Annotated in this window: 12 protein-coding genes and 1 pseudogene (1 of these 13 cut by a window edge); 12 read left to right on the top strand and 1 reads right to left on the bottom strand. The window is 55.6% G+C overall.

Annotation, left to right across the window (positions count from 1 at the left end; genetic code table 11):
* The 7 genes from QVO51_RS10910 to QVO51_RS07375 form a co-directional block, all read left to right on the top strand.
* On the top strand, positions 1–62 hold the end of the coding sequence (locus tag QVO51_RS10910) for a carbohydrate ABC transporter permease (protein ID WP_022357869.1). 808 nt of this gene lie to the left of the window's left edge; only the last 62 of its 870 coding nucleotides appear in the window; its start codon lies beyond the left edge, outside the window; it ends in the stop codon at positions 60–62.
* A gap of 49 nt (positions 63–111) precedes the next feature.
* A complete protein-coding gene (locus QVO51_RS07400) occupies positions 112–1,605 on the top strand; it encodes a hypothetical protein (protein ID WP_022357868.1) in 1,494 nt (497 codons plus the stop codon).
* Positions 1,602–2,231: a Yip1 family protein gene (locus QVO51_RS07395; protein ID WP_022357867.1), complete on the top strand. Its 630-nt coding sequence runs from the start codon at positions 1,602–1,604 to the stop codon at positions 2,229–2,231. Before QVO51_RS07400 ends, QVO51_RS07395 begins: the two co-directional genes overlap by 4 nt.
* An 18-nt stretch (positions 2,232–2,249) precedes the next feature.
* The gene (locus QVO51_RS07390; RefSeq protein ID WP_022357866.1) at positions 2,250–4,577 is read left to right on the top strand and encodes a DUF5696 domain-containing protein; all 2,328 of its coding nucleotides are present in this window, start codon (positions 2,250–2,252) and stop codon (positions 4,575–4,577) included.
* Positions 4,577–5,470, top strand: coding sequence for a carbohydrate ABC transporter permease (locus QVO51_RS07385; protein WP_022357865.1), 894 nt, complete (start codon positions 4,577–4,579; stop codon positions 5,468–5,470). Before QVO51_RS07390 ends, QVO51_RS07385 begins: the two co-directional genes overlap by 1 nt.
* Before the next feature lie 19 nt (positions 5,471–5,489).
* Positions 5,490–6,530 carry a carbohydrate ABC transporter permease gene (locus tag QVO51_RS07380; RefSeq protein WP_015559189.1) on the top strand — a complete coding sequence of 347 codons (1,041 nt, stop codon included), beginning with the start codon at positions 5,490–5,492 and terminating at the stop codon, positions 6,528–6,530.
* Between the two features lie 206 nt (positions 6,531–6,736).
* Entirely contained in the window at positions 6,737–7,087 is a 351-nt protein-coding gene (locus tag QVO51_RS07375; protein ID WP_015559188.1) for a hypothetical protein, read from the top strand.
* Positions 7,088–7,265: 178 nt separating this feature from the next.
* Here QVO51_RS07375 and htpG read toward each other — a convergent pair.
* Positions 7,266–9,187: pseudogene (htpG, locus tag QVO51_RS07370) on the bottom strand (molecular chaperone HtpG).
* 130 nt (positions 9,188–9,317) lie between these two features.
* Here htpG and QVO51_RS07365 point away from each other — a divergent pair.
* The 5 genes from QVO51_RS07365 to QVO51_RS07345 all read left to right on the top strand — a co-directional run bounded on the left by QVO51_RS07365 (position 9,318) and on the right by QVO51_RS07345 (position 13,847).
* The gene (locus tag QVO51_RS07365; RefSeq protein ID WP_369677905.1) at positions 9,318–9,791 is read left to right on the top strand and encodes a sigma-70 family RNA polymerase sigma factor; all 474 of its coding nucleotides are present in this window, start codon (positions 9,318–9,320) and stop codon (positions 9,789–9,791) included.
* A 9-nt stretch (positions 9,792–9,800) separates the two neighbouring features.
* Entirely contained in the window at positions 9,801–11,126 is a 1,326-nt protein-coding gene (locus tag QVO51_RS07360; protein ID WP_022357862.1) for an aminotransferase class I/II-fold pyridoxal phosphate-dependent enzyme, read from the top strand.
* A 63-nt stretch (positions 11,127–11,189) separates the two neighbouring features.
* The gene (locus QVO51_RS07355) at positions 11,190–12,182 is read left to right on the top strand and encodes a DNA polymerase III subunit (RefSeq protein WP_022357861.1); all 993 of its coding nucleotides are present in this window, start codon (positions 11,190–11,192) and stop codon (positions 12,180–12,182) included.
* 18 nt (positions 12,183–12,200) lie between these two features.
* Positions 12,201–13,196, top strand: coding sequence for a PSP1 domain-containing protein (locus QVO51_RS07350; RefSeq protein WP_022357860.1), 996 nt, complete (start codon positions 12,201–12,203; stop codon positions 13,194–13,196).
* 3 nt (positions 13,197–13,199) lie between these two features.
* Positions 13,200–13,847, top strand: a complete 648-nt coding sequence (locus QVO51_RS07345; protein ID WP_022357859.1) for an epoxyqueuosine reductase QueH — start codon at positions 13,200–13,202, stop codon at positions 13,845–13,847.
* Positions 13,848–14,053: the final 206 nt, after the last annotated feature.

The raw sequence follows: 14,053 nt of genomic DNA, 5'->3' as shown, positions 1-14,053 counted from the left end.
GCGGTATTCATGCTGATCCCGCCGGTGGTGTTCTTCATGCTGGCACAGAAGAATGTCATTGAAACAATGGCACATTCCGGTATCAAGGACTAAGCGGGGAGGATGAGTATAGTGAACAAACGACTGCGTAAATTCTGCACAGCGGCGCTGGCAGGCGTTCTGCTGGCTGGGGTTCTGCCTCTCGGAGCCTCCGCAGACGAACCCTACGACGTGTACAACTACGACCGCTGGGGCGAGGCGATCCCCTCCCAGGCGGGCTATATTGCGGATCGTTCCGTTTCCGGTGAGGATCTTGGGATCTCTCATTTTACAAATCCCTCGGACATTTTCCGGGACGATCAGAACCAGTTCTATGTCTGCGACAAGGGCAACAACCGGATCGTGGTGGTCAATACGGAATGGAGCAAGGTGCTGAATGTGCTGGAGGATTTCACCATGCCGGACGGCAGCAAGACCACTCTGAAAAATCCAACCGGCGTGTATGTTTCCCCGGAAAATCAGCTAGTGTACATTGCGGATACGGACAATTCCCGGATCCTCATCAGTGATACCAAGGGCAATGTGAAACTGGAGATCACCAAGCCGGAATCCGAGGTCTATGACCAGGATCTGACCTTTCTGCCCCAGAAGGTGCTGGTGGACAAGGCGTGCAACGTGTACGTGGTGCTGAACAATACCACAAGCGGTGCCTGCGTGTTCAACCCCAAGGGGGAGTTTACCGGCTTTTACGGTGCAAACCGTGTGGAGCAGACCGCAGAGGTTGCTGCCCGGTATTTCTGGAGCGCCATTGCAACCGAAGAAATGCGGGATAAGATGAAGGCGTCCGTGCCTTCCGGCTTCTCCAATTTCGACCTGGACGCCGAGGGCTTTATCTTCACCTCCACTGAATCCTCCACCCAGGATACGGACCGGGTCAAGAAGGTCAATCCGGCAGGGTACAATCTGTTTGCGGATTATGATGTGATCTGGGGCGATGGCAGCAGCCTCTGGTACAGCGGCACCACCTATGCCACCCGGATCGTGGACATTGACATTTCCGACGACGGCATGATCAACTGCCTGGATCTGACCACCGGCAGAGTGTTCCAGTACGATGAGGAATGCAACCTGCTGTTTATTCTGGGCACCACCGGCGACCAGGTGGGCGGCTTTAAACAGGTCAGCGCCCTGGAGACTCTGGACACCAACATTTATGTGCTGGATGCCGGCAAGAACACGGTGACGATTTTCAAGGAAACCGTGTTCGGCAGCATCGTCCATGAAGCGACGAATCTGTACAATGCGGGATACTACGAAGAGGCGCTTGGCCCCTGGCAGGAGGTTCTTAAGCGGGACGGCAACTATCGCCGGGCGTATATCGGCATCGCCAGCGCAATGCTGAAAAAGGGCGACTATGCGGAATCTATGAAATACGCCAAGCTGGCGGATTCCCCCTACCGGTACAACGAGGCCTTTGAGGGCTATCGTTCCGAATTTCTGAAGGAGTACTTCAATATTCTCATCATCGGTGCGCTGGTACTCATCGGGGGCGGCTACGGCTTCCACAAATGGCGCAAAAAGAAGCGCACGCAAAACACAGCCGGAAAGGAGGGTGATGCACAATGATGGATCTGACGCAGAAGCAGTGGGTCTCCCATGTGGTGTTCCACCCCTTCGAGGGCTATGAGGATCTGCGATGGAAAAAGGGCGGCTCTTTGAAGATCGCCTTCCTGATCGTGTTCCTGTCGTTCCTGTCCATGCTGGCAAGCGCCCGGCTATATGGATTCCAGTTTGTGGTTTCCTACGACAAGACCTTCAACATCATCCCCTACCTGGTGCAGAGCATAGGCTTCTTCGCCGTGTGGGTCGTGGGCAACTGGGCGATCAGTACCTGGCTGGACGGAGAAGGCTCCATGAAAAACATCTGCATCTACAGCGCCTATGCCCTGATTCCTTATGTAGCACAGCAGTTCATCTGCGTGATCCTGTCCCACCTGCTCATCCGGGACGAGTCCGTATTCATCACTGCCGTGTACGTCATTGGCATGCTCTGGTCCGGGGTGCTGCTGTTCATGGCGATCAAAACCGTGCATCAGTACAGCTTTCTGAAAACAGTGGGTGCAATCCTGCTGACGCTGGCTGCCATGCTGGCGATCCTGTTCCTGCTTGTACTCCTGCTCTCTCTGTTCCAGCAGGTTTACGTATTCGTTTACTCCATCTACACGGAAATCGCATACCGTGTCAAGGTCTGAGAAAGGGAGCGTGATTGAATGCAGACGAAATGGAAACGGATGCTCGCTTGCTTCCTTGCCATGTCCATGATGGCTTCCGCCGGCTCGATCGTTGTCAATTCCGAAGGCGACAAGGACGCTGCCGGGGATAAACCTGCCGCATCCGACAAGGAGGAAACCGGCGAAAGCACCGTAAGCGATGACTTTGTTGCCCGCACCGAGCAGCAGGTTCTGGACAGCATGATTGTTGCTGCCGAAAATGACAAGCTGATCTTTTATGTGTGGGATTATGAAAACGCCACAGAGGATGCTCCCGTTGAGGACATCTTTGCGCTGAAAAACAAGGAGACCGGCTATATCTGGTGGTCTTCCCCCTTCAATGCCGGCGGAGATCCCAATGCGACGCCCACCCTGCGCAAGGAGCTTGCCTCTGCGCTGACCATTGAGTACGGTGATCCCAAGAGCCGTAGTACCTCCTATGTGCGTTCCGGGGATCCCAGCCGCTGTGCCTTTTCCTACAGCAGCATCACCGATGGGGTAAAGGTCACCTACAACTTCCGGAAGGCAGGGATCCAGATCCCGGTGGAATACACCCTCAAGGAGGATTACCTGAGCGTCCGGATCAATACGGAAAAGATCACCGAAAAGAATACCTCCGAAAAGCTGCTGACCTCCATCAAGCTGCTGACCGCCTTCGGGGCAGGGGACAGCGAGGCGGAAGGCTACTTTGTAGTGCCGGATGGCAGCGGCGCCCGGATCAACTTCAACAACGGCAAGACCAATGCCTCCGTGTACGCACAGCGTGTATACGGCAAGGACATTACCGCAGTGCCCACCACCAAGGGCGCTGTTACCGAACAGGTGTATCTGCCCATGTACGGCATCGTCCGGGACGACAACGCCCTGATGGTGGTGGCGGACAAGGGTGACAGCAACGCCCAGATCAATGCGGCGGTGTCCGGTCAGTCCAAGAGCAGCTACAACCTTTGCAACTTCCAGTTTATCCTTCGCTCTACGGATACGTTCTATATGGGCGGCGATACCACGCCTCTGACCGTGTTTGAAAGCGGCAGCATCAAGACCAAGGAAATCGCCGTTCGGTATTACCCGGTGGCGGACACAGCCGGTACCACGGATTATGTGGACGTGGCTGCGGCATACCGGAACTATCTGACCACGGATGGCGGCGTCACCCCCAAGGTGCAGCCCAATGCCTCCGATCTGTATGTGGACATCTACGGGGGCGTGGAGAAATCCACCAACATTCTGGGCATTCCGGTGACGCTGAAAACCGCCATGACGGATTTCGACCAGACCCGGGAGATCATCAGCAGTCTGAAGGATCGGGGCGTGGACGATATGGTGGTTGCCCTGAACAACTGGACAAATGCAGGCATCGCCGGCAAGGTGGACTATAAGGCAAAGGCTGCCGGCGTACTGGGGGGCAAAAGCGATTTCCAGGATCTGACCAAGTATCTGTCCGACAACGGCATTGCCTACTATCCCACCGTCAACAACAAGAAATTCTACTCCGGTCAGGGCTTCTTCGCCTTTACCGATACCGCCATCCGGGTGTCCGGTTCCTATTCCAGAATCGTCAGCTACGAGCGGGCATTCGGCACCCCGGACAGCTTCAAGGACACCATCTCCCTGTTGTCCCCCTCCAATTTCAGCGAGATTTACAGCGATCTGACCGACAACTACTCCAAGGCAGGCATCACCGGCGTGAGCATCGGGGAAATGACCTCCCTGCTGTATGGAGATTACGGCAAGAAAGCCATCTCCCGGGACGACATGAAGAACATCATGACCGACAGCCTGTCCGGCATGCAGAAGGGTGTTGGCTCCGTGCTGGCGGATACGGCAAACGCCTATGCGCTGCCCTATGTGGATCATGTGACCAACGTGCCCCTGTCCTCCAGCGGCTTTGACGTGATCGATGAGGATCTGCCCCTGTATCAGCTTGTGATGCATGGTGTGCTGCCCTACGCCACCACGGCAATCAACGGCTCTGCGGATTCCGAGCGGCTGCTGCTCCAGGCCATTGCCACCGGCAGCAACCTGCACTTTGATCTGCTGCACGAGGAGACCAGCGAGCTGAAGGATACGGACTTTGACATTTACTACTACGCCCATTACGCAAACTGGCTGGATACGGCTGCACAGGAATACAAGCTGGCAAGCACTGTGACTGGGGCAGTCAGCGACCAGACCATCGTGGATTATATCCAGCAGGATGATGTGATCACCACCACCTACGCAAACGGCACGGTGACCACCGTGAACCTGAAAACCGGACAGATCACCTGCAACGGCACCAGCTATGCACTGTCCGACTATGTGGAGGAAGGGGGGCTCCTGTCCTGATGAAGATCCCATACGAACGCCGCAAGAGCCTGTACGGCTACGGCTTTATTGCCATCTGGATCGTGGGTACCATCAAGTGGTTCCTCATTCCGCTGATTACCTCTCTGATCTATTCGTTCCAGAACGTTACCCCGGAAACCGGCGGCCCGGTTTCCACCTGGGCGGGCATCAGCAACTACAAATACGCCTTTATGAGCGACCCCAACTACCGGGAGCTGCTGGTGCAGGTGCTGAAGGAAACCTTCGAGACTGCGCCCCTCATCATCGTATTCTCCCTGTTCATCGCCGTGATCCTCAACCAGAAGTTCCGGGGAAGAACCTTTGCAAGAGCCGTGTTCTTCCTGCCGGTCATCATTGCCACCGGCCCGGTGTACAATATCATCAACGGCGACCTGAAAACCAACGGCAACAGCGATGCATCCCAGTTTTCCACCATGTTCAAGACGGATCTTGTAAAGGAACTGCTGACCTTCCTGGGCATCTACGGCATCAGCGAGGATCTGACCACCCAGATCGAGCCCCTGACCACCAATGTGTTCAGCCTTGTATGGAGCTCCGGCATCCAGATTCTGATCTTCCTGGCAGCCCTGCAGAACATTCCGCCCTCCGCAAGAGAGGCGGCACAGATCGAGGGGGCAACCTCCTGGGAATACTTCTGGAAGATCATCCTGCCCTACGTCAGCCCTATGATCCTTGCCAATCTGATCTTCACCATCATCGACTCCTTTACCTCTCCCACCAATGCGGTTATGACCCGTGTGCTGGAGGTACAGAATGACTGGCAGTACGGTCTTGCGGCAGCCATGGCGTGGACGTATTTCGCCATCGTTCTGGCGGCGATCGGATTGGTCACCATGATAATCAACCACTTTATTTACTACGAAGTGGAATAGAAAGGCGGTGTGAACACAGATGGAACAAACTGCAGCAATCAAAACCGAACACCAGATCGGCAACGGCATGTCCCGGAAGGAAGCACAGAAGATCCGGGAACAGAGCATGAGCAAGGAGGAGCTGGCTTACCTGCGCCGCAAGCGTCTTGCAGAAAAGGTGTGGCCCTTTCTCCGGTTTCTGATCCTTTTCGGTCTTTGCTTTGTCATTCTTTATCCGCTGATCTTCATGATCAGCTCCGCGTTCCGGGATCCCGCCGACATGAGCGACCCCACTGTAATGTGGATTCCCCGGCACCTATCCCTTCAGCCCATCAAGGATGTACTGAAGGTTATGAACTTTGGCCCCACTCTGCTCAACACCCTGCTGCTGAATATCGGCTGCTCCCTGGTGCAGGTGGTGACCTGTTCCCTCACCGGATACGGCTTTGCCCGGTTTAAATTCAAGGGCAAGAATCTTCTGTTCGGTATCGTCATCATGATGATTCTGGTGCCATCCCAGATTATTCTGATTCCCCAGTATATGCAGTTCCGGTACTTTGACATTTTCGGTCTCATCAAGCTCATCACCGGGGATACCCTGACGCTGACGGATACCCCCTGGACCATGTATCTGCCCGCTCTGACAGCTAACGGCATCCGTGCCGGTCTGATGATTCTGATCTTCCGGCAGTTCTTCCGGGGTCTGCCCAAGGAGCTGGAGGATGCGGCATACCTGGACGGCTGCGGCCCTCTCCGGACCTTTGCCCAGATCATGGTGCCCAACGCCCGTTCCTCCTTCCTGACCGTGTTCCTGTTCTCCGTGGTATGGTACTGGAACGACTACTATGTGAGCAGTTCTTTCTTTACCAACAACGAGACCATTGCCATGATGGTCAAGAATCTGAACACCCAGCTGAATCTGTTCCTGTTCAATGACGCCACCGTCCAGGTCAGCGTCCGGGAAAAGATCGTCTGGCTGGAGGCTGGCTGTCTGCTGTCCATTACCCCCATTCTGATTATGTACGTTTTCTTGCAGAAGTACTTCACAGAGGGTATCGAACGCTCCGGTCTGGTTGCATAGACTGCTGCGTTTCATAGTCAAGGCTGCGGAGCGTCGCAAGTGTGATACCCGTTGACTTTGCGACCTCCACAAGCCGGCTATTGTTCATATAGATTACCCTTTCTGCTTTTAGCCAAATAATTGACTTTTCAGCGGCAGTTTGGTATAATAGGGTAAGCAAGGGGCAGTTTGACTGCCCGGCAAGTCGGTATATATAGGAGATAGCTATGAAAAGTAAAATCATCTATTGTCTGAATTTTCTTTGGACGGGTTTTATTGCATTTTCATTTCCAATATGTTTTGGCTGGATCTTTCTTGATATAACCGGAAATTCAAAAGGCTATAGCTATGATCTGGGCCCGGAGAAAGATGTTTCTATTATGATTGGCTGTATTGAACTGCTGATTTGGTTTGCTTTAGCATTGCCCTCAAATATCTATGTATTCCGGAAAACATTGGGAAAAGGCAAGGCATACCTGCTTATCCCCATAGTATTGTATATAGCACTTGCTGTAATCTGTGTAATGATTACACATGGTGGGTGGGCATCATACGAAAAAGAAGTATTTAATGTATAAATTATGATTTGTATATCTATTTCCGAACAGCAAGGGCAACCTCGCTGTTTTTGTTTACCCCTCTCCGTTTTCCACTGATCATACATCTTCTCATTGTACGGAATTCCGTACAGCCTGTTTTCTCATGCCACAGAAAAGCCGCCCTGCATGGTTGCATGCAGAACGGCTTCTTTTGTGTTTAAGCCATCAGTTCACAGATCTGGTTGGAGAATGCAACCGGATCCTCAATGGACATACCTTCGATCAGCAGTGCCTGGTCATACAGCAGCTTTGCGTAGGCTTTGAGCTTGTCCGGATTCTCCTTTTGCAGCTGTACCAGCTTTGCAAAAATGGGGTGCTCCGGGTTGATCTCCAGCACCCTGTCCGCCTGTACCTTCTGGTCGGTGGGCATTGCGTTCAGCACCTTTTCCATCTCCAGAGACAGCGCCCCTTCACTGGTGAGGCATACCGGGTGGGATTTCAGCCGCTGGGACAGGCGCACGCTCTTGACCTTCCCCTCCAGTGCCTTCTGCATATCGTTGAACAGGTCTGCATGCTCCTTGGACTTTTCCTCGATCTCCTTCTTTTCCTCCTCTGTTTCCAGATCCAGATCCCCGGCGGATACGGACTTGAATTCCTTGCCCTCGTAGTTCATCAGCATCTTGATGGCGAACTCGTCCACGTTCTCCGTCAGATACAGGATCTCAAAGCCCTTGTCCTTTACAAGCTCCGTCTGGGGCAGGTGATCGATCCGGGCAATATTCTCGCCGGTTGCGTAGTAGATGCAGGTCTGATCCTCCTTCATCCGGCTCACATATTCCGCAAGTGTAACGGGCTTCTTCTCGGAGGAGGAGTAGAACAGCAACAGATCCTTCAAAGCGTCCTTGTTCATGCCGTAGCCGTTGTATACGCCGAATTTCAGCTGCAAGCCGAATGCCTCAAAGAATTTCTCATAAGCTGCCCGGTCGTTTTTCAGCAGCTTGGTCAGCTCGTTCCGGATGGACTTTTCCAGTGCCTTTGCAATGATCTTCAGCTGTCGGTCATGCTGCAGCAGCTCTCTGGAAATGTTCAGGGACAGATCCTCCGAGTCCACCAGACCCTTGACAAAGCTAAAGTAATCCGGCAGCAGGTCGGCGCACTTCTCCATGATCATAACCCCGCTGCTGTACAGCTGCAAGCCCTTTTCGTACTCCTTGGTGTAGTAGTCATAGGGCGCCTTGGAGGGGATGTACAGCAGTGCGTTGAAAGTGGCAGTGCCCTCGGACTTGGTGTGGATGTGGAGCAGGGGTTCGTTGTAATCGAAGAACTTCTCCTTGTAGAAGGCGTTGTAGTCCGCATCTGTCAGCTCACTCTTGTTCTTGCGCCACAAAGGCACCATGCTGTTGAGGGTTTCGTTTTCCACGTATTCCTCATACTCCGGCGCAGCGTCCTTGTCGGCGTTTTCGGTTTCCTTCCGGCGGCTCTTGGTCATATCCATCCGGATGGGGTAGCGGATATAGTCGGAATACTTCTTGACCAGTCCCTGAATCCGGTACTGCTCCAGAAATTCGCTGTAGTTCTCATCCTCCGTGTCATCCTTGATCTCCAGGAGGATCTCAGTGCCCACGGTTTCCTTGTCACAGGGCTCGATGGTGTAGCCGTCCACGCCCTCCGACTGCCACTGGTAAGCCTGGTCNNCTGCCACTGGTAAGCCTGGTCGGAGCCGTATGCCTTACTGCGGACAGTGACCCGCTTTGCCACCATGAAGGCGGAGTAGAAGCCCACGCCGAACTGACCGATGATGTCCACGTCATCCTCCAGCTTGTTCTCGTTCTTGAACTTGAGGGAGCCGCTGTTGGCGATGGTACCCAGGTTCTTTTCCAGTTCCTCCTGGGTCATGCCGATGCCGTTATCGGTGATGGTCAGGGTTCTTGCGTCCTTGTCGATCTTCAGATCAATGGCAAAGTCCTCCCGGTTCATGCCCACCTTTTCGTCCGTGAGGGAGCGGAAGTACAGCTTGTCCATCGCATCGCTGGCGTTGGAGATCAGCTCCCGGAGAAAGATCTCCTTGTGGGTATAGATCGAGTGGATCATCATATCAAGCAGCCGCTTGGATTCTGCTTTAAACTGTTTGGTTTTCATAGATTGCATCTCCTGTATTCTGAGAATTAGCACTCTATCACTACGAGTGCTAATTTAAGTATAGCATGCAGGGAGAAAAAATCAATGCCTGCCATCGAATGTTCACAATTTATTTACAATTGCATATGCCATGACATTTTTCGACGAAATTCGCAAAAATCTATTGACATATATTTACAACTATGGTATACTACAAAAGGAACATATGTTCGATTCTGGGCAACACCACTGGATGGTGCCCATAGGAAAGGAGCAAAATCTGGCATGGATCATAGGGACAAGATGCAGGGCAAAGGAGGGCGGCAGCATGGCTAAACGGGTCACGGAGGCGCATCCGGATTACATCAAGCGTCTGCTGGAGCTGTCCGGGGAATCGGAGGCAGAAACCAACCAGGCGCAGATGCAGCGGCTCAAGCGGGCGCTGCGGGATGTGATAAAAAATGATCTGACCCCAAGACAAAAGGAGATGGTTGTGCTATACTATTATGAGGGCATGCGCATGCCCCAGATCGCCCAACAGCTGAACCGGGACGTTTCCACCGTCTCCCGCACCATCAAGCGGGCACGGCGGAATCTGCGTGACCGGCTGAAATATCTGATTTAGGAGTAACCTATGCATACACCGATTTATGAGTTTTTGACCCGGTATGCGGCGCAGGATCCTTTGCGGATGCATATGCCAGGCCACAAGGGCAGGGGACTGGGCAGCGCTCTGGACGCTGCCTTCCCCCTGGACATTACGGAGATTCCCGGGGCGGACAGCCTGTTTGATGCCGCTGGGATCATAGCCGAAAGCGAGGCAAACGCCGCCGCATGGTATCACACTGCCGGTACGGTGTACAGCACTGCCGGCTCCACCCTGTGCATCCAGACTATGCTGGCGCTGATGCAGCAGGAGCATCGCCGGGTGCTGGCTGTCCGGAACGTACACCGGGCATTCCTCACCGCCAGTGTGCTGCTGGGTCTGGAGGTGGAGTGGATCTACCCCACCTACACCGGCGGCATCCTGTCCGGCACTGTCACCCCGGCGCAGATTGCAGCCGCTCTGGATGCTTCCCCGACGCCTGCCTGTGTGTATGTGACCTCGCCGGATTATCTGGGGCATTGTGCGGACATTGCCGGCATTGCCGCTGTGTGCCACGCCCATCAGGCACCCCTGCTGGTGGACAACGCCCACGGTGCCCATCTGGGACTGTTCAGCCCCTCCCGGCATCCCATTGCCCTGGGGGCGGATCTGTGCTGCGACTCCGCCCATAAAATGCTGCCTGCTCTGACAGGCTGCGCCTATCTGCATACCAGTCAGCCCCGGTATGCAGCCCGGGCAAAGGCAGCCATGTCCCTGTTCGGCTCCACCAGCCCTTCTTATTTGCTGCTGGCGTCCCTGGATCTGTGCAACGCCTACCTGGCAGAGCATGGGGCAGCAGACCTTGCCCGGGTGACAGCCGCACTGACCATGCTCCGGCAGGAGCTTTCGGACTGCTGGCGGTTCTATCCGGGGGAGCCTTTGCATCTGACCATCTGCGCCGCCGAAAGCGGTATGGAGGGAACGGAACTGGCACAAAGACTGGAGGGGGAAGGGATCTTCTGTGAGTATGCAGACCGGGATTTTACAGTCTTGCTTTGCGGCTGTCCCACTACATTGCAGGAGCTTCAGCGCTTGCAGGATGCCCTCCGGCGGATCGCCGCCCTTCGGGGACAGCCCCGGCAGCCGGAGTCTTTTTCCCTGCCGGTACCGGAGCAGGTATGCTCCATGCGGCGAGCGGCACTGGGGGACTATGAAACCGTTCCCGTGGAGGCGGCGGAGGACAGGATCTGCGCCGGGGTGCATGTGCCCTGTCCGCCGGCAATCCCCATTGCGGTCAGCGGAGAGCGGATCTCCGGGGCGTGCATAAATATTTTCCGCAGGTATGGCATTCCGACGGTGGATGTGGTAAAATAGAAACAGGATATATAGGGGCATGCATACGCTCTATGCGGTTTTGCCCAGGAAAGGGGGACGGATATGAAACTGTACGGCAATGCACATGGACTGGCTGCCATAGAAGCCATGTGTACCAGCGGCAGACTGCCCCACAGCTTTCTCATTTACGGAGAGCAGGGTACCGGGAAAAAGACCCTGGCATGGTACCTGGCGGCACGGCTGCTGTGCGAAGGGGCGCATAAGCCCTGCNNNGAAGGGGCGCATAAGCCCTGCGGCAGCTGCAAGCCCTGCCACAATGTGGAGCACCGGCAGCATCCGGACGTGCAGGAGGTTCCCCACAGCGGCAAGACCGGAGGGTTTTCCGTGGAGAGCATCCGCCGGGTGTGCGCCGATGCCTACAAGACCCCCAACAATGGCATGCGGAAGCTGTACCTGTTTACGGATGCGGATCACATGACCGTCCAGGCACAGAATGCGCTGCTGAAGCTGGTGGAGGAGCCGCCGGATTTCACCTACTTTGTGTTTACCGCCCAGTCCAAGCAGGCGTTTCTGGAAACCATCCTGTCCCGGGTCAGTGCCATCGGCACCAGTGCCTGTACAGAGCCCCAATGCACCCAGGCGCTGCTGGATGCAGGATACAGCGGAGAGGATGCGGCACGGGCAGTGGCGGTGTTTCACGGGAATATCGGCAGATGCCTGGAATATCTGTCGGATCCGGCAGTGCAGGAGACGGTCGCATTGACAAAAAAGCTGGCAGATAGTATAATGAACAGGGATGAATACGCTCTGCTGGCAGCATTGACCGCATGCAGCACGGACAAGCCCCGGCTGTTGACGGCACTGGAGCTGCTGGATCGGCAGCTGCGGGACGCTCTGTGCCTGCGCACGGGAGCAAATGCCTGCATCGGCTGCTACCCGGAGGGGGCGGCACAGTTCGCCCAGCGGATCACCCTGGCGCAGGGAGCGCGTCTGCATGACGCATTGCTGCGCACGGTACAGGATTTAGAAGGAAATGTCAGCCCGGCTTTGGCGGTCACCGCACTTTGCGCCGGGATCATGACGGAGAATGCATGATATAATGAGGATGAATACATGGCAGAGATCATAGGAGTACGCTTCAAGACCGTGGGCAAGGTCTATTACTTTGCAGCCAACGGCATTCAGGCACAGGTGGGGGATGCAGCCATCGTGGAAACCGCCCGGGGCGTGGAATGCGGCGAGGTTGCCCTTTCCAACAAGGAAATCCCGGAGGAGCAGATCACGGCTCCCCTCAAGGAGGTCATCCGGCTTGCCACGGCGGAGGATCTGGCAGTGGTGGCAAAGAACAAGCAAAAGGAAGAGGACGCCTTCCGGATCTGCGAGGAAAAGATCCGGTTCCGGAAGCTGGATATGAAGCTGGTGGAGGTGGAATGCACCTTCGACAACAGCAAGCTGCTGTTTTACTTTACGGCGGAAAACCGGGTGGATTTCCGGGAACTGGTGAAGGATCTGGCAAGCGTGTTCCGTACCCGCATCGAGCTGCGGCAGATCGGCGTCCGGGACGAGGCAAAGCTCCTGGGGGGACTGGGCATCTGTGGCAGGGAATTCTGCTGCAAGGGCTATCTGGGAGATTTCCAGCCGGTTTCCATCAAGATGGCGAAGGAACAGGGTCTGTCCCTGAATCCCACCAAGATCTCCGGCACCTGCGGCAGGCTGATGTGCTGTCTGAAGCATGAGCAGTATGCCTATGAGCAGTTGCTGAAGGTGACCCCCAGGGCAGGGGCTATGGTACAGCTGCCGGATGGCACCCAGGGAGTGGTGGAGGAGGGATTCCTCCTGACCGGCAAGCTCCGTGTCCGGCCGGAGGGCGCAGAGGTAGGCACCCTGGTCAGCAAGGACGAGGTGCAGGTGCTGCATGCCACCGAGGGCAGCCGGGAGCAGCGGCCGCCCCGGAAGAAGCCCCAGCCTGCCCAGAACAGTGCGCCCAAGGAGCAAAAACCCCAGAAGGAGGCAAAGCCACGCCGGGACAGCCGCTCCCCCAGACAGCGCAGCGACCGTCCGCATCCCCCAAGGCAGGGACGGCAGAACAAGCCTCCCAAGGCGGAATAGCCGATGGAACCCAAGATCAACTACCAGCTGAAGCTGGAGCAGATTTTACAGGGACTGGAGGGCACACCCCGGCTGCTGCTGCATAGCTGCTGTGCTCCATGCAGCAGCTATGTGCTGGAGTATCTGTCCCGGTATTTTCAGATCATGCTGTTTTATTACAATCCCAACATCGATCCCCCGGCGGAATATGCCCGGCGGCTGGCGGAGCAGGAACGGCTCATTGCTGCCCTGCCTGCGGAGCATCCGGTGACGCTGATTCCCGGGGAGTACGACCCGGCGGTGTATGCGGAAGCAATCCGTGGGGTGGAGGATACCCCGGAGGGGGGCGAGCGGTGCAGACGGTGCATCGCCCAGCGAATGGAGGAGGCAGCAAAGCTGTGCCGGGCGGAGGGCTGTGACTGGTTCACCACCACGCTGACCATCAGTCCCCACAAGAACGCCCCTTACATCAACGCCTGCGGTGCCGCATTGGCGCAGAAATACGGCGTGCAGTTTCTGCCCTCGGATTTCAAAAAGCGTGGAGGCTATCAGCGCTCCATACAGCTGTCCGGCATCTATCAGCTGTACCGGCAGGACTTCTGCGGCTGCATCTACAGCCGTCGGGAGGCGGAACAGCGGCGGATCCAAAAAGCACAGACAGAAACAGCCTGAGAAGGATTCCTTCCCAGGCTGTTGCCTTTCCTATTGTCTTAAGATGTCCCGGTGCGGAATACCTCCACGCTGCCGAAATAGGCGGTAAGCACGGGCTCTGCTCCGTTATACAGCTTCAAGGGCTGTTTTGTGCCCAGATATACCAGGCATAGCCCTGTTTCCGGCTGCAAAAAGCTGCTGCGGTGTGGATACCCGTCATTCACACC

The sequence above is a fragment of the Ruminococcus sp. CAG:379 genome (assembly GCF_000434255.1).
GTDB classification, from domain to species: Bacteria; Bacillota; Clostridia; order Oscillospirales; family Ruminococcaceae; genus Ruminococcus_F; species Ruminococcus_F champanellensis.
This window is presented reverse-complemented; position numbering and strand designations above follow the sequence as displayed.

Coding starts and splice junctions, on each gene's coding strand:
- QVO51_RS07390 (WP_022357866.1), top strand. CDS start 2,250: ATGCAGACGAAATGGAAACGGATGCTCGCTTGCTTCCTTGCCATGTCC.
- QVO51_RS07350 (WP_022357860.1), top strand. CDS start 12,201: ATGGCAGAGATCATAGGAGTACGCTTCAAGACCGTGGGCAAGGTCTAT.
- QVO51_RS07365 (WP_369677905.1), top strand. CDS start 9,318: ATGACATTTTTCGACGAAATTCGCAAAAATCTATTGACATATATTTAC.
- QVO51_RS07380 (WP_015559189.1), top strand. CDS start 5,490: ATGGAACAAACTGCAGCAATCAAAACCGAACACCAGATCGGCAACGGC.
- QVO51_RS07375 (WP_015559188.1), top strand. CDS start 6,737: ATGAAAAGTAAAATCATCTATTGTCTGAATTTTCTTTGGACGGGTTTT.
- QVO51_RS07395 (WP_022357867.1), top strand. CDS start 1,602: ATGATGGATCTGACGCAGAAGCAGTGGGTCTCCCATGTGGTGTTCCAC.
- QVO51_RS07385 (WP_022357865.1), top strand. CDS start 4,577: ATGAAGATCCCATACGAACGCCGCAAGAGCCTGTACGGCTACGGCTTT.
- QVO51_RS07345 (WP_022357859.1), top strand. CDS start 13,200: ATGGAACCCAAGATCAACTACCAGCTGAAGCTGGAGCAGATTTTACAG.
- QVO51_RS07360 (WP_022357862.1), top strand. CDS start 9,801: ATGCATACACCGATTTATGAGTTTTTGACCCGGTATGCGGCGCAGGAT.